This window comes from Erwinia wuhanensis (assembly GCF_030484085.1).
In the GTDB taxonomy this organism is placed as follows: domain Bacteria; phylum Pseudomonadota; class Gammaproteobacteria; order Enterobacterales; family Enterobacteriaceae; genus Erwinia; species Erwinia aeris.
In genome coordinates this window covers 24,274-47,273 of the sequence record NZ_JAUJUH010000002.1, presented here as the reverse complement: position 1 = coordinate 47,273, position 23,000 = coordinate 24,274, and the positions used below count along the sequence as shown (strand labels likewise).

Genomic DNA, 23,000 nt, shown 5'->3' with positions numbered 1-23,000 from the left:
CCGTGCCGGGTTCGCCCGGCGCTTAATAAAAGCTTTCTCTAATGATTAAAGGTTAATTCCATGGCGAAGCAAATTTCAGTGCCTGGACGCTTGTTAGTAGCCTTAGCGCTTCTGACGCTTAACGGTTGTGCTTTAGTTCCACGTCAGCCCCTGGTTGAAGGTTCGACAACGGCCCAGCCGCTGGCCGCTTCGCCGCCTGTGGTTAACGGCTCCATTTTTCAGGGCGTGATGCCGATGAACTACGGCTACCAGCCGCTGTTCGAGGATCGTCGTCCACGTAATATCGGCGATACGCTGACCATTACCCTGCAGGAAAACGTCAGTGCGAGCAAAAGCTCCACGGCCTCCGCAGGACGTGACGGTAGCGCATCCCTTGGTCTGACGGCGCTGCCTTCCGCGCTGACCGGCCTGCTGGGCGGCGAAAAAACCAATATCGACGCCAACGGCAAGAGCGACTTTGCAGGTAAAGGCGGCGCAACGGCGAACAACACCTTTATCGGCGTCATCACCGTGACCGTGAATCAGGTGCTGCCGAACGGCAACCTGAAAGTGGTTGGTGAGAAACAGATTGAGATTAACCAGGGTACGGAATTTATCCGCTTCTCGGGCGTGGTTAACCCACGCACCATCAGCGGCAGCAACAGCGTAGTTTCGACCCAGGTGGCGGATGCCCGCATTGAGTACGTCGGCAACGGCTATATCAATGAGGCACAGACGATGGGCTGGCTGCAACGGTTCTTCCTGAACCTGTCACCATTCTAAGAGGTTAAAATGCGTAAGATTATTCGATTCACCCTGCTGCTGCTGACTGCGGTCAGCGCTTTTGCCCACGCCGATCGCATTCGCGATTTGACCACGGTTGGCGGCGTGCGCGACAACTCCCTGATCGGTTACGGTCTGGTTGTCGGGCTGGATGGATCCGGTGACCAGACTACCCAGACGCCGTTTACCACGCAAAGTCTGAACAACATGCTGTCGCAGCTGGGCATTACCGTGCCCAGCGGCACCAACATGCAGCTGAAAAACGTCGCGGCGGTGATGGTCACCGGCAAGCTGCCTGCCTTTGGCCGTCAGGGCCAGGTGATTGACGTGGTGGTTTCTTCTATGGGTAACGCCAAAAGCCTGCGCGGCGGCACGCTGCTGATGACCCCGCTGAAAGGTGTGGATAACCAGGTTTATGCGCTGGCGCAGGGCAACATCCTGGTGGGCGGCGCGGGCGCTTCTGCCGGCGGCAGCAGCGTCACCGTTAACCAGGTGAACGGCGGCCGTATTACCGGCGGCGCGACCATCGAGCGTGAGCTACCGAACAGCTTCGGCGCGTCTAACGTGATCAATCTGTTCCTGAATGAAGAAGACTTCAGCATGGCGCAGCGTATTGCTGACGCGATTAACGGTCGCTACGGCTCTGCTCAGGCGCTGGATGGCCGTACCGTGCAGGTGCAGGTTTCCGCTAACGGCACCTCTCAGGTTCGCCTGCTGGCTGATATCCAGAACATCGATGTTTCCGTGCCGATTCAGGATGCAAAAGTGATTATCAACTCGCGCACCGGCTCGGTGGTAATGAATCGCGAAGTGATGCTCAGCTCCTGCGCTATCGCTCAGGGCAACCTGTCGGTCACGGTTAACCAGCAGCAGAACGTCAGCCAGCCGAACACGCCGTTCGCAGGCGGCCAGACCACGGTCACGCCGCAAACGCAGATCGACCTGCGCCAGAGCGGCGGCGCGCTGCAAAGCGTAAACGCCAGTGCCAACCTGAACAGCGTTGTTCGTGCCCTGAACGCCTTAGGCGCCACGCCGATCGACCTGATGTCCATCCTGCAATCAATGCAGAGCGCGGGCTGTCTGCACGCCAAACTGGAAATTATCTGATGAGCAACGCCCAGTCTCTGATGGGAGCCGCCTACGACAGCGGCTCACTGAACAACCTGAAACGCCAGGCCAGCAACGACCCGAAAGCGCATGCGCGGGAAGTCGCCAAACAGGTAGAAGGGATGTTTGTGCAAATGATGTTGAAAAGTATGCGCCAGGCGCTGCCGCAGGATGGTCTGCTGAGCACCGAACAGACGCGTCTTTATACCTCAATGTACGATCAGCAGATTGGGCAGGAAATCGCCTCGAAAGGGCTTGGCCTGGCCGACATGATGGTCAAGCAGATGGAGCAGGCGCAGGCGCCCGATGAGAAAGCGGGCACCGTGCCGATGAGGCTGGATAAAGACTTTATCAACACGCTGCCGCCGCTGGCGATGGCGATGGAAACAGAGCAGGAGCGGATCGTCCGTCGCGCCGTGCCGCGCCTGCCTGCTTCGCCGGACAGGCCGCTCAGCGGCGACAGCGCTGACTTTATTGCCAAACTGTCGCAGCCGGCGAAAGAAGTCAGCGCCGGTACCGGTATTCCTCATCACCTGATCCTGGCGCAGGCCGCGCTGGAGTCTGGCTGGGGCCAGCGGCAGATCATGACCGCAGAAGGCAAGCCAAGCTTTAACCTTTTCGGCATTAAGGCGACGGGCAGCTGGCAGGGCAAAACCACCGAAATCACCACCACCGAATATGAACACGGCGAAGCGAAAAAGGTGAAAGCCAAATTCCGCGTTTATGACTCCTATTTCGATGCGCTGAGCGACTATGTGAAGCTGATTGCCAACAACCCGCGCTACCAGGCGGTGACCACGGCGGCAACGCCGGAGCAGGGCGCGCAGGCGCTTCAGGCGGCAGGCTACGCCACCGATCCGAAGTATGCGCAGAAGCTGGTGGGAATGATCCAACAATTCAAGAACATGGGCGAGAAAGTAGTGAAAGCCTATAGCCAGGATATCGGCGATTTGTTCTGATTTTCCGCTCAAGTTTGCCTTATTTTTGCCGATAACGTTTAAAAGCCGGTTCCGCATCAGCGCATGCCGGCAACCGATTGTAATGCCGGCCCGTGCTGGAGCAATAAGGAACCGACATGTCTAACTTAATTAACACCGCTATGACCGGTATCAACGCCGCTTCGGCCGCGCTGAGCACCACCAGTAACAACATCAGCAATTACAACGTTGCTGGCTATTCACGTCAGACTACGGTTCTTGCCCAGGCAAGCAGCACGCTGAACGGCACGCAGTATTATGGCAACGGCGTGGCGGTGGCCAGCGTCAACCGCGAATACGATGCCTTTATTACCAATCAGCTGCGCAGCGCCAGCACCCAGTCCAGCGCGCTGACCACGCAGTACAGCCAGCTGTCCAACATTGACGATATGTTTTCCAGCACCACCAATACGCTGTCGACCACCGTGCAGGATTTCTTCTCTTCGCTGCAAACGCTGGTCAGCAACGCCTCCGACTCGTCTTCGCGTCAGGCGGTATTGGGTAAGGCCGACGGTCTGGTTAACCAGTTCAGGGTTACGGATACTTATTTACGTAACGTAGACAGCAGCCTGAGCACCTCGATCACCTCCAGCGTCGATCAGATCAACGGCTACGCTAAGCAGATCGCCAATATCAACCAGCAGATCACCAAGCTGAAAGGCGCGGGCGCGGGCAACGAGCCTAACGATCTGATGGATCAGCGCGATCAGCTGGTCAGCGATCTGAACAAAATTGTCGGCGTAACCGTCAGCCAGCAGGACGGCGGCAGCTATAACATCAGCATCGGCAACGGTATTTCGCTGGTGCAGGGCGACAGCTACAGCAAGCTGGCCTCCGTTTCTGCCAGCAGCGATCCGAGCCGTAAAACTATCGCTATGGTGGATAATACCAGCGGTAAGGCGACGGAAATCCCGGAAAGCCTGGTGACCACCGGCTCGCTGGGCGGCCTGCTGGCTTTCCGCACCGATCTGGATAATACCCGTAACCAGCTTGGCCAGATGGCGATGGCGCTGGGCGACAGCTTCAATACCCAGCACAAAGCGGGCTATGACAGCAACGGCGACGCGGGCGAGGCCTTCTTTAACCTCGGCGGCCCGTCGGTGACGTCCAACACCAATAACAGCAAGACGGCTTCGCTTTCGGCAGCCTGGACCGATACCAGCGCGGTAAAAGCGTCTGATTATAAGGTGAGCTACGACACCAACGGCTGGAGCGTAAAGCGTCTTTCCGACAATGCCAGCGTGTCCGCGAACCCGTCTACGGACGCCAGCGGCAACACCACGCTGAACTTTGATGGCCTGCAGCTGACGGTGTCCGGTACGCCAACGGCGAAGGACAGCTTCCTGGTGAAGCCGGTTGCCAACGTTATCACCAATATGAGCGTCAATATCACCGACGAAGCTAAAGTCGCCGCTGGCGATGCCGATAATGGTGTGAGCAACAACAAAAATGCTCAGTCGCTGCTGGATTTGCAGACCAAAAAAGTGATCGGCGGCAGCAGCACGGTGACGCAGGGCTACGCCAGCATGGTTGCCTCTATCGGTAACAAAACCAGCAACCTGCAAACGACCAGCACCACGCAGGGCAACGTGGTGACGCAGCTGACCAATCAGCAGCAGTCCGTTTCCGGTGTGAACCTGGATGAAGAATACGGCAACCTGACGCGCTATCAGCAGTATTACACGGCCAATGCGCAGATTTTGCAGACCGCCACGACCATATTTAACGCGCTGATTGGCGCCGTAAGCTGATTCCTCAGAAGGATAAAATCATGCGTTTAAGCACCACAATGATTTATGACCAGCAAATGCGCGGCATTTCTGATTCGCAGGCCAGCTGGCTGAAGTCAGGCGAACAGTTATCGACCGGCAAACGCGTGGTCAGGCCCTCGGACGATCCGGTCGCGGCGGCCCAGGCCGTTGTGCTGTCTCAGGCTCAGGCCGAGACCAGCCAGTACAAAACGGCGCGTAACTTCGCCACCAGCAGCCTGTCGCAGGAAGCCACCAATCTGTCTCAGGTGACCAGCGTGATCACCCAGGCGCAAACGGCGGTAGTGGCGGCTTCAACCGGCACGCTGTCGGACGAAGACCGCTCGACTTATGCAACCACGCTCACCAGCCTGCGCGATCAGCTGATGAACCTGGCAAACTCTACGGACGGTAACGGCCGCTATATTTTTGCTGGTTACAAGTCCGATACGGCACCTTTCACTCAGGATGCCAGCGGCAACGTCGCCTACAGCGGCGGCGATACCGCCATCAGCCAGAAAGTGGATGCCAGCCGCACCATGACCACCAGCCATACCGGCAGCCAGGTCTTTACCTCGCTGACCAGCAATGCGGTGGCGGAGCCGGACGGCAGCGCCAGTGAAAGCAACATCTTCACCACGCTGAACACGGCGATTAACTCGCTGAAGCAGCCGCTGGCGAATGCGGACGGCGCGACCAAAGATGCGGCGGCAGCGGATATGGCTAAGGCCAACCGTGGCCTGCGTAACTCCATGAACAACGTGCTGAAAGTTCAGTCCGAAGTGGGTACGCAGCTGAGCGAGCTGGACAGCATTGAAGCGAAATCTGACGATACCGCGCTGAGCCAGGCGACCCAGATGAGTAATCTGGTAGATGCCGATTACACCAGCACGATTTCGTCTTACACCATGAAGCAGGCTGCGCTACAGGCGTCTTATAAAGTGTTCAGCTCCATGTCGCAGATGTCGCTGTTTAAAATGAATTCTTAGGTTTACCCATTTTGGACGCGCTTAAACCGGGTGCGTCCGTTTTTTCCCCGTCTTCAGATTAACCTCCTGACGACGGGTTTTTTTTGCCTGTTGTTTGCTTATTCCACCACCAGCGACGTGCCGGTAGTATAGAAATGTTTGCCGGCAATATAGTGCAGGCTGCGCCACTCATCGCCCGCTTCTTCAAAGTGCCAGTGACCTTCTCTGAACACCCGGCTGTCAGCCCACGCGCTTTTAATTTCCCCGATAAATAAATCATGATCCTGCTGATTTTGTTCAAGCGGGATAAGATGACAAAAAAGCCAGGCGGCACAGCCTGCCACCAGCGGCGGCGCAACTTCCGGCACGGAGAAAAGATCCACGCCCGATTTCAACAGCTTATCCTGCTCTTGATGGCGTGAATGGGTGCCCAGGTAATGCACAAGGTCGGCCTGCGCGGCGGTGGGAACCTGGATAACAAACTGACCGCTGGCTTCAATCAGGCGGCGGGTAAAGGCGCTTTTATCAAGCACCACCGTTAATTTTGCCGGTTTGAAATCCAGTCCGCACGCCCAGGCGGCGGACATCACGTTTTCGACGCCTTCATGTGTTGCCGACACCAGGATTGTTGGGCCGTGATTGATCAGCCGATAAGCTTTTTCGAGTTCAACAGGTTGAAAAAAAGCATCCATAAATAGCCTCCTTTGAAATGGATAAATAAAGCTAAGCGTGGCGGCGGGATATGACAATGCCGGATGGCATCCCTTCACCGGAGTAACCGCTTCCGGTAACGAAACCACGTGTAAAACAGTCGCTTCTGCATGTCATTTGCTGACAATCTGCACTGCCCGTACCAAAAGGAAGCGACACGCCGGGTAAACCGGTTATGTTAAGCGGCACCGTCGCCCCTTGCAGACAGGTTGCGTCAACGCTTTGCCCCGCAATAGTAAACTGTTCAACGCCATGTTTATGAGCAGGAACTGGCAGCACTTACGTAATCAGCACGTCATAGCGTGAAAAATAATCGGCAACGCCATCGCGTAGCCGCCTGGCCGGCCTGATCCCGACCAAGGCCGGAAATCGAGCGTTTGGCGCGGATAATTACTATCAAAAATAATGATTAATAGCGGAGAAGCGGCGCATATCGTGCAGCCAGCATAGTATTGCGCCAGCTCAGGCAAAAAAAAACCCCGGTCAGTGACCGGGGCTTTTTATCAGCCTTGCTGCTTACTCAGGGCGGGTAGCCGGAGCCGTCGCCTGATGAGTGGCGGCATGACCACCTGCGGAACCTTTGCCTTCAAAGTTGAAGGAAGGACGCACCCAGTCGCTGTTGCGAGCAGGTTCTGCCTGGTACTCAGGCGCTGGCGCTTTGGTCATCGGTGCCGTGGCATGATGTTTAAAGGCCGGCACGGCAACTTCAGGCTGCGCTTTTTCAGCAACGGCTGTTGTTGACGCCGGTGCTGCCTGAGCCTGTGGAGCTGCTTCAGCAGGTGCCTGAGGACGCGCTGGCGCAGCGGAAGCAACACGCGGTGCTTCAGCCTGGGCTGCTGGCGCTGCTGCTTCAGCCGGAGCATCAGTCTGCGCTGCTGGTGCTGCTGCTTCAGCCTGAGCCTGAGCCTGTGCTGCTGGCGCTGCTGTTTCAGCCGGAGCCTGTGCTGCTGGCGCTGCGGCTTCAGCCTGGGCCGGAGCCTCAGTCTGCGCTACTGGCGCTGCTGCTTCAGCCTGGGCCGGAGCCTCAGTCTGTGCTGCTGGCGCTGCGGCTTCAGCCTGTGCGGACGCAGAAGCAGGCTCGTCGCGACCGGCAACCGGCGCGTGCGGCTCGGAAGCCACTACGGGTGCTTTGACTTCTGGCGCGTTAAGCACTTCGGCTACCTGCTGCTCTGTTTGCTCGCTGACGTCGGCGGCGAAAGCCCGATCGGCAGCTTCGCTTTCTGCGGGTTCCGCAGCCGGGAAGGCGGCCTGTGCAACCTCTTGCGCGACTTCTTCGTCAGCGGCGGAGATAACGGCAGGTTCTTCATTCACCGGCGCAGCAATCGCAGCGTTGTCGGTTACGGCTGTTGGCGCTACGGCAGCAGCGATTTCAGCCGATGTTGTTGGCTCGACAGAGTCTGGCTCAGCGATATGTACCGGCTGCACTTCGTCCTGTACATCCTGCGGCAGGCTTTCAGCGGCCGCCACGGCAACGGCTGCGGCCGTCTCTTCGTGACCGTAATCCGGCACTACCGACTGCTCAATCTCATGGTTATCAGAGATATGGGCTACCGGATAGGAGACCCACACTTTACCTGAAGCCATTTCCGGGGAAGCGGCGGCAAAGGTCAGCGGCATCGGCGACTGGTTCGGATAACGCTCGTCACGATAGCGACGACGACGCTGGCCGCTAACGCGCAGATGACGTGGCGAACGACGTGAACGACGCGGCATGCTGTTGGTGTCGCGCTCTTCCTCATCAGCTTCCACGATATCCACCGCTTCGGTCAGGGCTGGCTGCTGTTCTTCAGCTGGCGCGGCTTCTTCCGGCGCGAAAGAGCGGGCTGCGGTCTGCTCAGCCGTCTCGATACGCACTTTCTGGCTCAGCTGGCGCGGCTTACGACGCGGCATTACCTGAACCTGCTCTTCACCCTGTTCAACAGCGACAGCCGCTTCTTCTTCTGGCAGTGCGCTTTCAACTTTTTCTTCCTGAGCGGCCAGACGTTTTTCTTCCTGACGGCGTTTGCGCTCGGCGCGCTGTTCGCGGCGTTGCTGCTGCTGCTCTTCACGCTGCTGATTGCGAACTTCTTCACTGACCGGCGCATCATCCTGCGGCGTGACGTTGCGTTTGTTGCGACGATTCTCTTCGCGTGCTTCCGCCTGCGGATCGCTGTCGCGCACCATGCGCTCGTTACGATTGCTGTTGCGATTGTTGTTACGCTCGCCGCTGCGGTCGTTACGTTCGCCATTGCGGTCGTTACGTTCGCCATTGCGGTCATTACGCTCGCCGTTGCGGTCATTACGCTCGCCATTGCGGTCATTACGCTCGCCGTTGCGGTCATTACGTTCACCGTTGCGGTCGTTACGTTCGCCGTTGCGATCGTTACGCTCGCCGTTACGGTCGTTGCGTTCACCGTTGCGGTCGTTACGCTCGCTACGGTCACCGTAACGATCGCCATTGTTGCGATCGCGACGGTTGTTCTGACGGCGGTTGTTACGACGCTCGCTGCGCGGCGGGGTAGCTTCCGGCGCTTTCTCTTCTTCTTCCACCACGGCGGCAGGCTGAGGCTGTTCGACTGGCTTCTCTTCGGCAGCAAACATCTTCTTCAGGCCACGCAGGAAGCGGCCGACCAGGCCCGGCTCGTTAGCAGCAGGCGCGGCGGCAGGCTGAGCGACAGCAGCAGGCTCGACAGGCGCTTCTGGTTCCGGCTCGTGCGGCACAGGCGGCGCATCCGGCATTACAAACGCGGCCAGAGCCGGTTGCTCAGGACGTTTGCGCTCGGCGTGCTCTTCTTCCGAAGGCAGCGCCATTTCGGCTTCATGCAGCTTTGGCAGATGATAGCTGAGGGTCTGCGTTTCTTCGCCGCTGCGCACGCGCAGCACGGAGTAGTGCGGTGTCTCCATCTGATCGTTAGGCACGATAATCGCGCGCACGCCGCCCTGGCGTTTTTCAATGGCGCTTACCGCTTCACGTTTCTCATTCAGCAGATAGGACGCGATCTGTACCGGAACAATAGCGTGGACTTCTTTGGTGTTCTCCTTCAGCGCTTCTTCTTCAATCAGACGCAGAATAGAAAGCGACAGCGATTCGTTATCACGGATGGTGCCGGTGCCGCTACAGCGAGGGCAGACGTGATGACTGGATTCGCCCAGCGACGGGCTGAGGCGCTGACGCGACATCTCCAGCAGGCCGAAACGCGAGATATGGCTAATCTGGATACGGGCACGATCCTGGCGCACGGCTTCACGCAGGCGGTTTTCTACCGCGCGCTGGTGGCGAACCGGCGTCATATCGATAAAGTCGATAACAATCAGGCCGCCCAGGTCACGCAGGCGCAGCTGGCGGGCAATTTCATCCGCCGCTTCCAGATTGGTATTAAAGGCGGTTTCTTCGATATCGCCGCCGCGGGTAGCGCGCGCGGAGTTGATGTCGATAGCGGTCAGCGCTTCGGTGGAATCGATAACGATAGAGCCGCCGGAAGGCAGACGCACTTCACGCTGGAAGGCCGACTCGATTTGCGATTCGATTTGGTAATGGCTGAACAGCGGGATTTCGCCGGTGTACAGCTTGATTTTGCTGCTGAAATCGGGACGGCCCAGCGCGGCGATATGCTGGCGAGCCAGCTCCAGCACTTTCGGGTTATCAATAAGGATTTCGCCGATATCCTGACGCAGATAGTCGCGGAAGGCGCGAACGATAACGTTGCTTTCCTGATGGATCAGGAAGGGAGCAGGGCGGCTGTCGGCAGCCTTTTTAATCGCTTCCCAGTGCTTCATACGGAAGCTTAAATCCCACTGCAGCGCCTCGGCGGATTTGCCGACGCCTGCGGTACGCACGATCAGACCCATGCCTTCCGGGAGATCCAGCGCGGAAAGCGCTTCTTTCAGCTCGGTGCGGTCATCGCCTTCGATACGGCGGGAAATGCCGCCCGCGCGCGGATTGTTCGGCATCAGCACCAGGTAGCTGCCGGCCAGACTAATAAAGGTAGTCAGCGCCGCGCCTTTATTGCCGCGCTCTTCTTTATCAATCTGAACAATAACTTCCTGACCTTCACGCAGCACGTCTTTGATATTAGGACGGCCATGAGAGGAATAGTTGGCAGGAAAGTTTTCGCGGGAGATTTCTTTCAGAGGGAGAAAACCGTGTCTCTCAGCGCCGTAGTCAACGAAGGCGGCTTCAAGGCTGGGTTCGATGCGGGTAATTTTACCTTTATAGATATTGGCTTTCTTCTGTTCGTGTCCTGGGCTTTCGATATCCAGATCGTACAGACGCTGTCCGTCTACAAGGGCGACACGCAACTCCTCCTGTTGAGTTGCGTTGATCAACATTCTTTTCATCGTAACTTACTCATTATTCTTACATTAGTGACAAAGCTACGGGCATAGTAACGCTGGACGCGTCTAAACCGATGGCCCCGTGTCTCATCGCAAAGCCGTCAACCTCCCGGTTGTCGCCAGCTCAAGGGGCGCAAATCTCGGTAGCCTGCTTTTCAACTGGAAAAACAGCGCGTTTATAAAGAGGGATAACCACCAGTGGTACCAGAGTGAACCTGTCCCGTCTTGTCGTCCAGGCTGCAACCCGCAGCCCGCTAAATGCCTGATTGCACAATACGTCTTACGCCATTGCTGCGTGTATGTACGATCCGGCAAAATTCTTATAACGCTATTCTCTTGTTTCACATGCGTTGAGCCAGTAAAACGGAATCATTATTCCACTGCTAAGCTTGTGATAGCAAGGTGACTTTTCCCGCTCTGCGAAGTTTATTCCAGCTTTTAAAACGATTTGCAGCGCTTTTCAGCAAATTGCCGAAAAAACAGGCATAAACCTTCTGCGGCAGAGGTCACTGTCAGTTAAGCACAGAAAAAGAAGTGGCGCTATGCTGACGCTCTATTTAGAATCGCCAACCATGAAAACCAATACTCCAGCAGTTCAAATTGTGACTATCGCCGCCGATGACGCGGGGCAGCGCATCGATAATTTTTTACGCACGCAGCTAAAAGGCGTGCCGAAAAGCATGATTTATCGCATTTTGCGCAAGGGCGAAGTGCGGGTAAATAAAGGACGCATTAAGCCGGAATACAAGCTGGAAGCCGGGGATGAAGTGCGTATTCCACCGGTTCGGGTCGCAGAACGCGAAGAAGCGGCCGTTTCGCCAAAGCTGGATAAGGTGGCCGCGCTGGCGAACGCTATCGTTTATGAAGACGATTATATCCTGGTGATGAATAAGCCCTCAGGCACCGCCGTTCACGGCGGCAGCGGGCTAAGCTTCGGCGTAATCGAGGGCCTGCGGGCGCTGCGTCCGGAGGCGCGTTTCCTGGAGCTGGTGCACCGTCTGGATCGCGATACCTCTGGCATCCTGCTGGTAGCAAAAAAACGCTCCGCGCTGCGTTCGCTGCATGAACAGCTGCGTGAAAAGGGGATGCAGAAAGACTACCTGGCGCTGGTGCGCGGCTCGTGGCCTTCCCATGTAAAAGCGGTGCAGGCGCCGCTGCTGAAAAACATTTTGCAAAGCGGCGAGCGCGTGGTGCGGGTAAGTAGCGAAGGCAAGCCTTCCGAAACGCGTTTCAAAGTTGAAGAGCGTTATGAAAAGGCGACGCTGGTCAAAGCCAGCCCCATTACCGGGCGGACGCACCAGATCCGCGTACACACGCTGCATGCGGGGCATCCGATTGCCTTTGACGATCGCTATGGCGAAAGAGATTTCGATGCTCAGCTGGCGGGAACGGGTCTGAAAAGGCTGTTTCTGCACGCCGCCGCGCTTAAGTTCACCCATCCGAACAGCGGAGAAGTGATGCGAGTGGAAGCGCCGCTGGATGATGAGCTGAAGCACTGCCTGGCCGTATTGCGAAAAACCTCTCCGGCGAAGTGATCTTTAGTGCAGCGTTATTCGACATTGGGCATGGATGCTCAGCGTCAGTAAAGGCAGGTCATAACCGGTTCTGGCAATCGTCAGCGGTAAAGACGGTTCGCCAGTGAGAGATAACGGACGATCGTATGTCTTAAATAATATGCCTTCAATAAATCAGTGATAAATTGCAGGCCCTGTTTTTAAGCGATTCCTCCCTGGCGCTACGCTAAGGCTAATGGCGGGAGGCGCTGTCCGGATAAGCGAACCGAGCGTGTCAGGGATGACGTTTTTTGCGTGTCCCGGTTCCGGATGGCCCCTCCCGCTTTCTTACAGGCTAAAGCGACTTAGCCCATGGGGACTTACGTATAGCCTTGAACCTCCTGACAAGCCAGAAACGACCTGCCAGCCTCAAAATTTCTGACCAGCCAGAAGCTGCCGAGCCGACAGGATCCTAACCTGCCAGCGGATCCATTCCCGCCTCGCGCAGCATTTCGCAAAGCGCGATTAGCGGCAGCCCGACCAGCGTATTAGGATCGCGGCCCGTTAATCTGTCGAACAGCGTAATACCTAATCCTTCGCTCTTAAAGCTGCCTGCACAGCCCAGAGGCTGCTCTTTGCGAACATAATTAATAATCTCCTGCTCCGTTAATAATCTGAAATCCACGCTGAAAGGTTCGCAGATCGCCTTTATGCTTTTCGTCCGGCTATTAAAAAGCGCAAGGCCGGTATAAAAAATCACGCTATGGCCGCTGGCCTGGCGTAACTGCTCGCAGGCTTTCTCTTCCGTATGCGGTTTTCCGGTTATTTTACCGTCTATTACGCAAACCTGGTCGGAGCCTATAATCAGATGGTCAGGATAGCTTGCCGCCAGCGCGCGGGCCTTCTGGCCGGCAAGGCGCTGCACCAGATCTATCGCAGATTCGCCGGTCTGCGGCGTTTCATCCACCTCCGGCGCTGCGGTAATAAAAGCGAGGCCCAGTTTCTCAAGCAAGGCTTTTCTGAAAGGGGAGGTTGAAGCCAGAACCAGCTGTGTCATAATTTTTTCCGGAATAGATAGCGCAGGAGTGCAGGACATTTTAAACTATGCGCCGCACTGGTTGCGAATAATGGGTGAAAGATGCTGTTAAACGGCCTTTTTCTTTGACTCTAACTCGTTACAAAGTTAATATGCGCGCCCTATGCAAAAGGTAAAATTACCCCTGACTCTCGATCCGGTTCGCACCGCTCAGAAACGCCTGGACTACCAGGGCGTTTACACCCCTGAACAGGTGGAGCGTCTTGCCGAATCGGTAGTGAGTGTGGATAGCGATGTAGAATGTTCGATGTCGTTCGCAATCGACAATCAGCGTTTAGCGGTGCTGAAAGGCACTGCGGCGGTCTCCGTTACGCTGTGTTGTCAACGCTGCGGCCAGAACTTTCCGCATTCTGTCCACGTAACGTATTGCTTCAGCCCGATCGTCAATGACGAGCAGGCGGAGGCACTGCCGGAAGCGTACGAGCCGGTCGAAGTCAACGAGTTTGGCGAAATCGACCTGCTGGCGGTGGTGGAAGATGAAGTTATCCTCGCCCTGCCGGTCGTTCCGGTGCATGATTCTGAACACTGTGAAGTGTCCGAGGCGGACATGGTCTTTGGCAAGTTGCCTGCAGAGGCGGAAAAACCAAACCCATTTGCCGTATTAGCCAGTTTAAAGCGTAAGTAATAGGAGTAAGGTCCATGGCCGTACAACAGAATAAACCAACCCGTTCCAAACGTGGCATGCGTCGTTCACACGATGCGCTGACCACTGCCACTCTTTCCGTAGATAAAGTTTCTGGCGAAACGCATCTGCGTCACCACATCACTGCGGATGGTTACTACCGCGGTCGCAAGGTCATCGTTAAGTAACTCACGGCCCAGCCGGCGATACTTTGACACGTTTGACCCTGGCGATTGATGCCATGGGCGGGGACTTCGGTCCCTGCGTGACAGTGCCTGCGGCAATGCAGGCACTGGCGTCCGATCCGCAGCTACATCTTCTTCTGGTCGGCGATCCCGACACACTCACGTCATTACTCGCAAAAGCTGATTCCGCGCTCCGGGAACGTCTACAGATTATTCCTGCCGAGTCGGTTATTGCCAGTGATGCCAGACCGGCACAGGCTATTCGCCATAGCCGGGGTTCCTCAATGCGCGTGGCGCTTGAGCTGGTAAAAGAAGGACAGGCCGACGCCTGCGTCAGCGCAGGCAATACCGGCGCGCTGATGGGGCTGGCCAAGCTCATGCTCGGATCGTTAAACGGTATCGAGCGTCCGGCGCTAATGACCGTGTTGCCCAACGTACGGGCTGGCAAAACGGTGCTGCTGGATTTAGGCGCTAACGTGAATTCCGATAGCGCTATGCTGGTGCAATTCGCGATAATGGGTGCGGTCATGGCGGAAGAAGTGCTGGCCATCAGCCGACCGCGCGTTGCGCTGCTGAATATTGGGCAGGAAGAAACCAAAGGTCTGGAAACGATTCGGGACGCCGCAGGTATTCTGCGTGACGCGCCGGAAATTAACTATATTGGATACCTCGAAGGCAACGAACTCCTTACCGGGAAAACGGACGTCCTTGTGTGCGATGGCTTCATCGGCAACGTCACGTTAAAGACAATGGAAGGCGTGGTCAGAGTGTTTCTTTCGCTGTTGCAATCGCCAGAAGGTAAAAAAAGGGCCTGGTGGCTGTCGCTGCTGGGGCGTTTGCTGAAAAAACGCCTGGCTAAGCGCTTCGGTCATCTTAACCCCGACCAGTACAATGGCGCCTGCCTGTTAGGGCTACGCAAAACCGTGGTAAAAAGCCACGGCGGCGCCAGCCAGCGCGCATTTGTTGCGGCGATAGAACAGGCAGAGCAGGCGGTGCGGCGGCAACTTCCGGAAAGAATTGCCGCCCGCCTTGAAACTGTATTACCTAAGAGTGACTGAGCGGACATGTATACAAAGATTATCGGTACGGGCAGCTATTTGCCTGAACAGGTGCGGACTAACGCCGATCTGGAAAAAATGGTGGATACGTCGGACGAGTGGATTGTCACCCGTACCGGTATCCGTGAACGTCGCATCGCTGCGCCCGACGAGACCGTGGCGACGATGGGCTTTCATGCCGCCGAGCGCGCGCTGGAAATGGCGGGTATCGATAAAGACGATATCGGCCTGATTGTGGTGGCAACGACCTCCTCCAGCCACGCCTTCCCAAGCTCCGCCTGCATGATCCAGCAAATGCTGGATATTAAAGACGCCGCGTCTTTCGATCTGGCGGCGGCCTGTGCGGGCTTCACCTACGGCCTGAGCGTCGCCGATCAGTACATTAAAAACGGTGCGGTAAAAAATGCGCTGGTGATTGGTTCCGACGTGCTGGCGCGTATGCTCGATCCTGAGGATCGCGGCACGATCATTCTGTTCGGCGATGGCGCGGGCGCCGTGGTGCTTGGCGCCAGCGAAGAGCAGGGCATCATTTCCACCCATCTGCACGCCGACGGCCGCTACGGGCAGCTGCTGACGCTGGCTAACCAGGATCGTGAGAATCAGGCACAGCCTTCTTACGTCACCATGGCCGGCAACGAAGTCTTCAAAGTTGCCGTGACGGAGCTGGCGCATATCGTTGAAGAAACGCTGCAGGCCAATAACCTTGAGCGCGAAGCGATTGACTGGCTGGTGCCGCATCAGGCCAACCTGCGTATTATCAGCGCTACCGCGCGCAAGCTGGGTATGGAAATGGATAAGGTCGTGGTCACGCTCGATCGTCACGGCAACACGTCTGCCGCCTCTGTGCCGACCGCGCTGGATGAAGCGGTGCGCGATGGCCGCATCAAGCCAGGTCAGCTTATTCTGCTGGAAGCCTTTGGCGGCGGTTTCACCTGGGGCTCGGCGCTGGTTCGTTTTTGATTAACAGGATATAACAATGACGCAATTTGCTATGGTTTTTCCAGGTCAGGGTTCGCAGACCGTGGGTATGCTGGCCGAACTGGCGGCAGAAAACGCGCTGGTAGAACAGACGTTTCGCGAAGCTTCCGACGCGCTGGGTTACGATCTGTGGGCGCTGGTGCAAAACGGCCCTGCTGAAGAACTGAACAAAACCTGGCAGACGCAGCCCGCTCTGCTGGCTGCATCTGTTGCTATTTTCCGCGTTTGGCAGGAAAAAGGCGGATCTCAGCCTGCAATGCTGGCAGGACACAGCCTGGGCGAGTATAGTGCGCTGGTTTGCGCAGGCGTGATCGACTTCAAAGAAGCGATCAAACTTGTCGAACTGCGCGGCAAACTGATGCAGGAAGCGGTGCCGGCAGGCACGGGCGCCATGCAGGCGATTATCGGTCTGGACGACGCGGCTATCGCTAAAGCCTGCGAAGAGTCGGCGCAGGGCGAAGTTGTTTCTCCGGTGAACTTTAACTCGCCGGGTCAGGTTGTTATCGCGGGCAACAAAGCGGCGGTAGAACGCGCTGGCGCAGCCTGTAAAGCCGCTGGCGCAAAACGTGCGCTGCCGCTGCCGGTTAGCGTCCCGTCGCACTGCGCGCTGATGAAGCCCGCTGCGGACAAGCTGGCCGTCGCGCTGGAGGCGATTGTCTTTAGCGCGCCAACCGTGCCGGTCGTCAACAACGTGGATGTTAAGTGCGAAACGTCGCCTGAAGCGATCCGCAGCGCGCTGGTTCGCCAGCTCTATAGCCCGGTTCGCTGGACTGAATGCGTAGAGTTCATGGCGCAGCAGGGCGTTACGTCGCTGCTGGAAGCAGGGCCTGGCAAAGTGCTGACCGGCCTGACAAAACGAATTGTAGACACCCTGACGGCAACGGCGATCGGCGATGCGGCCAGCCTGTCAGCGGCGATCGAGCAGTAAAAAGAGGATGAAGATGAGCTTCGAAGGAAAAATTGCGCTGGTGACCGGCGCGAGCCGCGGCATTGGCCGTGCGATTGCAGAAACCCTGGTCGCGCGTGGCGCGAAGGTGATTGGTACCGCTACCAGCCAGAGCGGTGCGGATGCAATCAGCGCTTATCTGGGCAGCAATGGCAAAGGCCTGCTGCTGAATGTTACCGACAGCGCGTCTATTGACGAAGTGTTGGGAAATATTCGCGCAGAATTTGGCGAAGTGGACATTTTAGTCAATAATGCTGGCATTACGCGTGATAATCTTCTGATGCGTATGAAGGACGACGAGTGGCAGGATATCCTGGACACTAATCTGACTTCCGTATTCCGCCTGTCAAAAGCGGTAATGCGCGCTATGATGAAAAAACGCGTGGGCCGAATTATTACCATTGGCTCCGTTGTTGGAACAATGGGTAATGCGGGTCAGGCAAACTACGCGGCAGCAAAAGCGGGTTTGATCGGCTTCAGCAAGTCACTGGCGCGTGAAGTCGCGTCACGTGGTATTACCGTTAACGTTGTGGCTCCCGGTTTCATTGAAACCGACATGACGCGTGCGCTGACTGAAGAGCAGCGTGCGGGCATCCTGGCGGAAGTGCCGGCGGGTCGCTTAGGCGGCGCGCAGGAAATCGCCAGTGCCGTTGCATTTTTAGCCTCTGACGAGGCGGCGTACATCACTGGTGAGACGCTGCACGTCAACGGCGGAATGTATATGGTCTGATAATCGCGAAAACTATTTGCGTTATTTGCGGTAATGCCCGCAAAATAGCGTAAATTCGTGGTTTGACCAGCCGGGATTTAGTTGCATCTTTTTCAACATTTTATACACTACGAAAACCATCGCGAAAGCGAGTTTTGATAGGAAATTTAATAGTATGAGCACTATCGAAGAACGCGTTAAGAAAATCATTGGCGAGCAGCTTGGCGTTAAGCAGGAAGAAGTTGTTAACACTGCCTCTTTTGTAGAAGATCTGGGCGCTGATTCTCTTGATACCGTTGAGCTGGTAATGGCTCTGGAAGAAGAGTTTGATACCGAGATTCCGGACGAAGAAGCTGAGAAAATCACTACCGTTCAGGCTGCTATTGATTACATCAATGGTCACCAGGCGTAAGTGAGCATCTCCAGGCGGTCGCTCGACCGCCTGAGTTTTATCTGTAGGTCCCACTGATTCTCTTTTATCCCCTCCCTGGAGGACGAACGTGTCTAAGCGTCGTGTAGTTGTGACCGGTCTTGGCATGTTGTCTCCTGTCGGCAATACCGTAGAGTCTACCTGGAATGCTCTTGTTGCCGGTCAGAGTGGCATCAGCCCGATCGACCATTTTGAAACCAGTGCCTACGCAACGCGTTTTGCTGGCTTAGTAAAGGATTTCAACTGCGAGGAGTTTATCTCGCGTAAAGATCAGCGCAAGATGGACGCCTTCATTCAATACGGCGTTGTTGCTGGTATGCAGGCTATGCAGGATGCCGGTCTGGTCATTACTGACGAGAACGCGCACCGTATCGGCGCCGCTATCGGCTCCGGCATCGGCGGTCTTGGTCTGATAGAAGAAAACCATACCTCGCTGGTGAACGGCGGTCCGCGTAAAATCAGTCCTTTCTTTGTGCCTTCCACTATTGTGAACATGATTGCCGGTCATCTGACTATCATGTACGGCATGAAAGGGCCGAGCATTGCCATTTCTACCGCCTGTACAACCGGTGTGCATAACATTGGTCAGGCTGCGCGTATGATTGCCTACAACGACGCCGACGTCATGATTGCTGGCGGCGCAGAGAAAGGCAGTACGCCACTGGGCATTGGCGGCTTTGGCGCGGCACGTGCGCTTTCTACCCGTAACGACAATCCTCAGGCGGCAAGCCGTCCGTGGGATAAAGACCGTGACGGCTTCGTGCTGGGCGACGGGGCAGGTATCGTCGTGCTGGAAGAATACGAACATGCTAAAAAGCGCGGCGCGAAGATTTACGCCGAGCTGGTTGGCTTCGGCATGAGCAGTGATGCTTACCACATGACCTCGCCGCCGGAAAACGGCGCGGGCGCGGCGTTGGCAATGGAAAACGCCCTGCGCGATGCACAGCTGTCGCCGGAAAAAATCGGCTATATCAACGCACACGGCACCTCGACGTCTGCGGGCGATGTGGCAGAAGCGCAGGCTGTGAAATCCGTATTTGGCGCTGCGGCGTATGACGTAATGGTCAGCTCCACAAAATCCATGACCGGTCATCTGTTAGGCGCGGCGGGAGCAGTAGAATCCATCTACTCTATCCTTGCACTGCGCGATCAGGTCATTCCGCCTACCATCAATCTGGATAACCCGGATGAAGGTTGCGATCTGGATTTTGTGCCGCATACGGCGCGTCAGGTTAAAGGACTGGAGTACGCTCTGTGCAACTCCTTCGGGTTTGGCGGCACTAATGGCTCGCTGATCTTCCGGAAAATCTGATTGTCTGTTGTGAAAAAAGGCCCGCAAATGCGGGCCTTTTTTGTTTTATCCCCATGCTACTTTAGCCGCTTAAACGGACGTGAATCTACGCGAGGATGCAGGTAAGCTTGCGCGTAGCAAATAAGGAGAGCAGATGATCTGGATAAACGGTCAGCCTCAGGAGCATTTGTCCGTCAGGGACCGCGCCGTACAGTTTGGTGACGGCTGTTTTACTACGGCCCGTATAGAGCAGGGTGAAGTCTTTGACCTGCGCGCGCATCTTGAACGATTACAGCAGGCCTGCGAGCGCCTGCTAATCCGTGATGTTGACTGGCAAGCCCTGCGGCAAGAGATGAAGATAGCCGCCGCGACGCGTACAACCGGCGTGCTTAAAGTCATTGTTTCTCGCGGTGTCGGCGGCCGGGGCTACAGCGCCAGCGGCTGCCAGCAGGCTTCACGCATCATTATGCTGTCGGACTATCCGACGCATTATCATCAGCTGCGCCAGACGGGCGTAAGGCTGGCGCTAAGCACCATCCGTTTGGGCCGCAATCCGCAGTTAGCCGGTATCAAGCATCTTAATCGCCTGGAACAGGTACTCATTCGCACAGAGCTTGAGCAGACCGGCGCTGACGAAGCGCTGGTCCTTGACACTCAGGGGCTGCTGGTGGAATGCTGTGCGGCAAATTTATTCTGGCGTAAAGGCGAGGAAGTTTTTACCCCCGACGTGACGCAGGCCGGCGTAAACGGTATCCAGCGTCAGCGGGTGATGCGGCTGCTGGCCGCGCAGGGTGTCAGAGTCAGGGAAGTCAGCGTACCGCCACAGATCCTCGAACAAGCGGACGAAATTTTTATCACCAATGCGCTGATGCCAGTGCTGCCGGTAGTGGAGATAGACAACCGGTTTTATCGCTCAAGAACGTTGTTTAATCGGATCAATGAGCACGATTTTCAGGGAAATTTATGACAGTAAAACGCAAACTAGTCGGCGGGATCGTCGCGCTTGTTATCGCCGGTTTGGCTTTCAGCTACTGGCAAATTAAGCAGCTGGCCGGTTCGCCGCTCTCGATTAACCATGAGACGATTTTCACGCTTCCGGCCGGATCGGGCCGCGTGGTGCTGGAAGCCGAGCTGAACAGGCAAAAAATTATTCCGCATTCCATCTGGTTTGGCTGGCTGCTCAAGCTGGAGCCGGAGCTGGCGAATTTTAAAGCCGGTACCTATCGCTTCACGCAGGGTATGACGGTACGCCAGATGCTGGCGCTGCTCTCCAGCGGTAAAGAGGCGCAGTTCCCGATCCGGTTTATCGAAGGGTCGCGGATGCAGGAGTGGCTGGCGCAGCTGCGCGCAGCGCCCTATATCAAACACACGCTGGCTGACGATAAACTGACCACGCTGGGTCAGACGCTGAAAATGTCGGAGCAAAACGTCGAAGGCTGGTTCTATCCCGATACCTATTCCTACACCGCCAATACCACGGACGTGGCGATCCTGGAGCGGGCTCACGGCCAGATGGTAAAAATCGTCGATACGCTGTGGCAGAACAAAGCGGACGGGCTGCCCTATAAAGATAAAAATGATTTGTTAACCATGGCGTCGATTGTGGAAAAAGAGACGGCGTTGGGCGAAGAGCGCAGCAAGGTCGCTTCGGTATTTATCAATCGTCTGCGGCTGGGAATGCGTTTGCAGACCGATCCGACCGTGATTTACGGTATGGGCGACAGCTATAAAGGCACGCTGACGCGCAAGGATCTGGAAACGCCGACGGCCTATAACACCTATGTGATTGCCGGCATGCCGCCGGGGCCTATCGCCACGCCGGGCAAAGCCTCGCTGGAAGCCGCGGCGCATCCGGAAAAAACGGATTTCCTTTATTTTGTTGCGGACGGCAAAGGCGGACACACTTTTACCACTAACCTGGCGAGCCACAATCGCGCGGTCCAGGCGTGGCGCCTGCTGCTCAAGGAAAAAAATGAAAAGTAATTTTATCGTTATCGAAGGGCTGGAAGGCGCGGGCAAAACGACCGCTCGGGATACCATCGTTGCGACGCTTAAACAGCACGGCATTGAGGATATCGTCTTTACCCGCGAACCGGGCGGCACGCCGCTGGCGGAAAAACTCCGCGAGTTGATCAAGCAGGGGATTGAAGGCGAGCAGATCACCGACCGCGCGGAGCTGCTGATGCTTTACGCGGCGCGAGTGCAGCTGGTGGAGAATGTCATTAAACCGGCGTTGGCGCGCGGCGCCTGGGTGGTTGGCGATCGCCACGATCTCTCTTCTCAGGCCTATCAGGGCGGCGGGCGAGGCATGGATATCCGTCTGATGGCGCAGCTGAAACAGAGCGTACTGGGTGATTTCGCGCCTGATTTGACCCTCTATCTGGACGTGACGCCAGAAATCGGTCTGCAACGCGCCCGCTCGCGAGGCGCATTAGATCGGATCGAACAGGAGTCGCTGAACTTCTTTACCCGCACGCGTGAACGCTATCTGACGCTGGCCGCCGCGGACGAAAGCATTAAAACCATCGACGCCACGCAGGATATAGAGGGCGTCTCCGCCGCTATCCGACAGACGCTGGCGCAGTGGCTACAGGTACGGTCATGATCTGGTATCCGTGGCTTAACCAGCCTTACCGGCAGATCGTCGGCCAGCATCAGGCCGGACGCGGACACCACGCGCTGCTGCTCCAGGCGCTGCCGGGCATGGGCGATGCCTCGCTGGTCTGGGGGATCAGCCGCTGGCTGATGTGCCAGCGCAGAGACGGGCTGAAAAGCTGCGGAGAGTGCCACGCCTGTCGTTTGATGCAGGCCCATACGCATCCGGACTGGTACGAACTGTCGGCGGAAAAGGGCAAAAGCTCGCTGGGTATTGATGCGGTGCGCGGCGTTACGGAGAAGCTCTTCCATCATGCCCAGCAGGGCGGGGCGAAAGTGGTCTGGCTACCCGATGCCGCTCAGCTGACGGAGGCCGCCGCCAACGCGCTGCTGAAAACGCTGGAAGAGCCGCCGGTGAACACCTGGTTTTTGCTCTGCTGCCAGCAGCCGTCACAGCTGCTGGCCACGCTGCGCAGCCGCTGTCAAAGCGTTCACCTGGCCGCGCCGGACGAGACGCAAAGCCTGAGCTGGCTGCAAAAGCAGGCTGGCGCATCACAGCAGGATTGCCTGACCGCGCTGCGGCTAAGCGGCGGCGCGCCTGCAGCGGCGCAAACGCTGCTGGAAAAAAGCTGGGCGGCGCGGCAGGCGCTGTGCGAGGCGCTGCCGGGGGCGCTGCAAAAAGATATGCTATCCTTGCTGCCCGTTCTGAACCACGACGACGCGGCGGCGCGTACCGGCTGGCTTTGCGCGCTGCTGGTGGATGCGCTGAAATGGCAGCAGGGCGGCGGGCGCTTTATCGCCAATGCCGACAGCCAGACGCTGGTGGCGGAGGTTGCCCGTCAGCTACCGGCCAGCGCGCTGGATGAGAGCATTCGCCAATGGTTCCTGTGCCGCGATCGCCTGCTGAACGTGGTGGCCGTAAACCGTGAACTCTTATTGACCGACCAGCTGCTGGCGTGGGAGCAAATGCTCCATGCTTCCGTGGTCGGCTAACGAACCAGAGAATAATT

At 56.9% G+C, this 23,000-nt stretch carries 21 protein-coding genes; 18 read left to right on the top strand and 3 right to left on the bottom strand.

Going from position 1 to position 23,000, the window contains the following annotated elements:
- The first annotated feature begins 60 nt into the window (after positions 1-60).
- From QZH36_RS04605 to flgL, 5 genes are all read left to right on the top strand, one after another.
- The gene (locus tag QZH36_RS04605) at positions 61-762 is read left to right on the top strand and encodes a flagellar basal body L-ring protein FlgH (protein WP_253454603.1); all 702 of its coding nucleotides are present in this window, start codon (positions 61-63) and stop codon (positions 760-762) included.
- Between the two features lie 9 nt (positions 763-771).
- A complete protein-coding gene (locus tag QZH36_RS04600; RefSeq protein ID WP_301252711.1) occupies positions 772-1,869 on the top strand; it encodes a flagellar basal body P-ring protein FlgI in 1,098 nt (365 codons plus the stop codon).
- The gene (flgJ, locus tag QZH36_RS04595; protein ID WP_301252713.1) at positions 1,869-2,828 is read left to right on the top strand and encodes a flagellar assembly peptidoglycan hydrolase FlgJ; all 960 of its coding nucleotides are present in this window, start codon (positions 1,869-1,871) and stop codon (positions 2,826-2,828) included. The genes QZH36_RS04600 and flgJ overlap by 1 nt, the downstream gene beginning before the upstream one ends.
- Before the next feature lie 116 nt (positions 2,829-2,944).
- Positions 2,945-4,597, top strand: coding sequence for a flagellar hook-associated protein FlgK (gene flgK / locus QZH36_RS04590; protein ID WP_253454601.1), 1,653 nt, complete (start codon positions 2,945-2,947; stop codon positions 4,595-4,597).
- A gap of 20 nt (positions 4,598-4,617) precedes the next feature.
- Complete coding sequence (gene flgL / locus QZH36_RS04585) at positions 4,618-5,583, top strand: flagellar hook-associated protein FlgL (RefSeq protein WP_253454600.1); 966 nt, start codon at positions 4,618-4,620, stop codon at positions 5,581-5,583.
- Between the two features lie 98 nt (positions 5,584-5,681).
- Here flgL and QZH36_RS04580 read toward each other — a convergent pair whose 3' ends face one another.
- Both QZH36_RS04580 and rne read right to left on the bottom strand, forming a co-directional pair.
- Positions 5,682-6,254 (bottom strand): flavin reductase family protein, encoded by a 573-nt coding sequence (locus QZH36_RS04580; protein WP_301252714.1) that lies wholly within the window; start codon positions 6,252-6,254, stop codon positions 5,682-5,684.
- Between the two features lie 535 nt (positions 6,255-6,789).
- Entirely contained in the window at positions 6,790-10,590 is a 3,801-nt protein-coding gene (rne, locus tag QZH36_RS04575) for a ribonuclease E (RefSeq protein ID WP_301729737.1), read from the bottom strand.
- A gap of 569 nt (positions 10,591-11,159) precedes the next feature.
- Here rne and rluC point away from each other — a divergent pair.
- A complete protein-coding gene (gene rluC / locus QZH36_RS04570; protein ID WP_253461018.1) occupies positions 11,160-12,122 on the top strand; it encodes a 23S rRNA pseudouridine(955/2504/2580) synthase RluC in 963 nt (320 codons plus the stop codon).
- Between the two features lie 430 nt (positions 12,123-12,552).
- On the opposite strand, the gene QZH36_RS04565 is transcribed toward rluC, so the two are convergent.
- On the bottom strand, positions 12,553-13,137 hold the full coding sequence (locus QZH36_RS04565; RefSeq protein WP_253454597.1) for a Maf family protein: 585 nt from the start codon (positions 13,135-13,137) through the stop codon (positions 12,553-12,555).
- Positions 13,138-13,279: 142 nt separating this feature from the next.
- On the opposite strand from QZH36_RS04565, the gene yceD reads away from it, so the two are divergent.
- From yceD to holB, 12 genes are all read left to right on the top strand, one after another.
- Positions 13,280-13,801 (top strand): 23S rRNA accumulation protein YceD, encoded by a 522-nt coding sequence (gene yceD / locus QZH36_RS04560; protein WP_125290775.1) that lies wholly within the window; start codon positions 13,280-13,282, stop codon positions 13,799-13,801.
- Between the two features lie 14 nt (positions 13,802-13,815).
- Positions 13,816-13,986, top strand: coding sequence for a 50S ribosomal protein L32 (gene rpmF / locus QZH36_RS04555; protein ID WP_013025362.1), 171 nt, complete (start codon positions 13,816-13,818; stop codon positions 13,984-13,986).
- 23 nt (positions 13,987-14,009) lie between these two features.
- Positions 14,010-15,041, top strand: coding sequence for a phosphate acyltransferase PlsX (plsX, locus tag QZH36_RS04550; protein ID WP_301252720.1), 1,032 nt, complete (start codon positions 14,010-14,012; stop codon positions 15,039-15,041).
- A gap of 6 nt (positions 15,042-15,047) precedes the next feature.
- Positions 15,048-16,001, top strand: coding sequence for a beta-ketoacyl-ACP synthase III (locus tag QZH36_RS04545; protein WP_125290773.1), 954 nt, complete (start codon positions 15,048-15,050; stop codon positions 15,999-16,001).
- A gap of 16 nt (positions 16,002-16,017) precedes the next feature.
- A complete protein-coding gene (fabD, locus tag QZH36_RS04540) occupies positions 16,018-16,947 on the top strand; it encodes an ACP S-malonyltransferase (RefSeq protein ID WP_301252721.1) in 930 nt (309 codons plus the stop codon).
- Between the two features lie 13 nt (positions 16,948-16,960).
- Positions 16,961-17,695: a 3-oxoacyl-ACP reductase FabG gene (gene fabG, locus QZH36_RS04535; protein WP_125290771.1), complete on the top strand. Its 735-nt coding sequence runs from the start codon at positions 16,961-16,963 to the stop codon at positions 17,693-17,695.
- Positions 17,696-17,849: 154 nt separating this feature from the next.
- Positions 17,850-18,086 carry an acyl carrier protein gene (gene acpP / locus QZH36_RS04530; RefSeq protein ID WP_004157115.1) on the top strand — a complete coding sequence of 79 codons (237 nt, stop codon included), beginning with the start codon at positions 17,850-17,852 and terminating at the stop codon, positions 18,084-18,086.
- An 88-nt stretch (positions 18,087-18,174) separates the two neighbouring features.
- On the top strand, positions 18,175-19,416 hold the full coding sequence (gene fabF, locus QZH36_RS04525; protein ID WP_125290770.1) for a beta-ketoacyl-ACP synthase II: 1,242 nt from the start codon (positions 18,175-18,177) through the stop codon (positions 19,414-19,416).
- A gap of 133 nt (positions 19,417-19,549) precedes the next feature.
- Positions 19,550-20,362, top strand: coding sequence for an aminodeoxychorismate lyase (gene pabC / locus QZH36_RS04520; protein ID WP_253454593.1), 813 nt, complete (start codon positions 19,550-19,552; stop codon positions 20,360-20,362).
- Positions 20,359-21,378: an endolytic transglycosylase MltG gene (mltG, locus tag QZH36_RS04515; RefSeq protein ID WP_253454592.1), complete on the top strand. Its 1,020-nt coding sequence runs from the start codon at positions 20,359-20,361 to the stop codon at positions 21,376-21,378. The genes pabC and mltG overlap by 4 nt, the downstream gene beginning before the upstream one ends.
- Positions 21,368-22,000, top strand: a complete 633-nt coding sequence (tmk, locus tag QZH36_RS04510) for a dTMP kinase (RefSeq protein ID WP_253454591.1) — start codon at positions 21,368-21,370, stop codon at positions 21,998-22,000. Before mltG ends, tmk begins: the two co-directional genes overlap by 11 nt.
- Positions 21,997-22,983, top strand: a complete 987-nt coding sequence (holB, locus tag QZH36_RS04505; RefSeq protein WP_301252730.1) for a DNA polymerase III subunit delta' — start codon at positions 21,997-21,999, stop codon at positions 22,981-22,983. The genes tmk and holB overlap by 4 nt, the downstream gene beginning before the upstream one ends.
- The last annotated feature ends 17 nt before the right edge of the window (positions 22,984-23,000 follow it).

What these genes read in the sequence shown, in the direction of transcription:
- tmk (WP_253454591.1), top strand. Translation starts at nt 21,368, where the DNA reads ATGAAAAGTAATTTTATCGTTATCGAAGGGCTGGAAGGCGCGGGCAAA.
- rne (WP_301729737.1), bottom strand. Translation starts at nt 10,590, where the DNA reads ATGAAAAGAATGTTGATCAACGCAACTCAACAGGAGGAGTTGCGTGTC.
- holB (WP_301252730.1), top strand. Translation starts at nt 21,997, where the DNA reads ATGATCTGGTATCCGTGGCTTAACCAGCCTTACCGGCAGATCGTCGGC.
- flgL (WP_253454600.1), top strand. Translation starts at nt 4,618, where the DNA reads ATGCGTTTAAGCACCACAATGATTTATGACCAGCAAATGCGCGGCATT.
- flgJ (WP_301252713.1), top strand. Translation starts at nt 1,869, where the DNA reads ATGAGCAACGCCCAGTCTCTGATGGGAGCCGCCTACGACAGCGGCTCA.
- flgK (WP_253454601.1), top strand. Translation starts at nt 2,945, where the DNA reads ATGTCTAACTTAATTAACACCGCTATGACCGGTATCAACGCCGCTTCG.
- QZH36_RS04545 (WP_125290773.1), top strand. Translation starts at nt 15,048, where the DNA reads ATGTATACAAAGATTATCGGTACGGGCAGCTATTTGCCTGAACAGGTG.
- rpmF (WP_013025362.1), top strand. Translation starts at nt 13,816, where the DNA reads ATGGCCGTACAACAGAATAAACCAACCCGTTCCAAACGTGGCATGCGT.
- mltG (WP_253454592.1), top strand. Translation starts at nt 20,359, where the DNA reads ATGACAGTAAAACGCAAACTAGTCGGCGGGATCGTCGCGCTTGTTATC.
- fabD (WP_301252721.1), top strand. Translation starts at nt 16,018, where the DNA reads ATGACGCAATTTGCTATGGTTTTTCCAGGTCAGGGTTCGCAGACCGTG.
- QZH36_RS04580 (WP_301252714.1), bottom strand. Translation starts at nt 6,254, where the DNA reads ATGGATGCTTTTTTTCAACCTGTTGAACTCGAAAAAGCTTATCGGCTG.
- fabG (WP_125290771.1), top strand. Translation starts at nt 16,961, where the DNA reads ATGAGCTTCGAAGGAAAAATTGCGCTGGTGACCGGCGCGAGCCGCGGC.
- acpP (WP_004157115.1), top strand. Translation starts at nt 17,850, where the DNA reads ATGAGCACTATCGAAGAACGCGTTAAGAAAATCATTGGCGAGCAGCTT.
- rluC (WP_253461018.1), top strand. Translation starts at nt 11,160, where the DNA reads ATGAAAACCAATACTCCAGCAGTTCAAATTGTGACTATCGCCGCCGAT.
- pabC (WP_253454593.1), top strand. Translation starts at nt 19,550, where the DNA reads ATGATCTGGATAAACGGTCAGCCTCAGGAGCATTTGTCCGTCAGGGAC.
- QZH36_RS04605 (WP_253454603.1), top strand. Translation starts at nt 61, where the DNA reads ATGGCGAAGCAAATTTCAGTGCCTGGACGCTTGTTAGTAGCCTTAGCG.
- QZH36_RS04565 (WP_253454597.1), bottom strand. Translation starts at nt 13,137, where the DNA reads ATGACACAGCTGGTTCTGGCTTCAACCTCCCCTTTCAGAAAAGCCTTG.
- yceD (WP_125290775.1), top strand. Translation starts at nt 13,280, where the DNA reads ATGCAAAAGGTAAAATTACCCCTGACTCTCGATCCGGTTCGCACCGCT.
- QZH36_RS04600 (WP_301252711.1), top strand. Translation starts at nt 772, where the DNA reads ATGCGTAAGATTATTCGATTCACCCTGCTGCTGCTGACTGCGGTCAGC.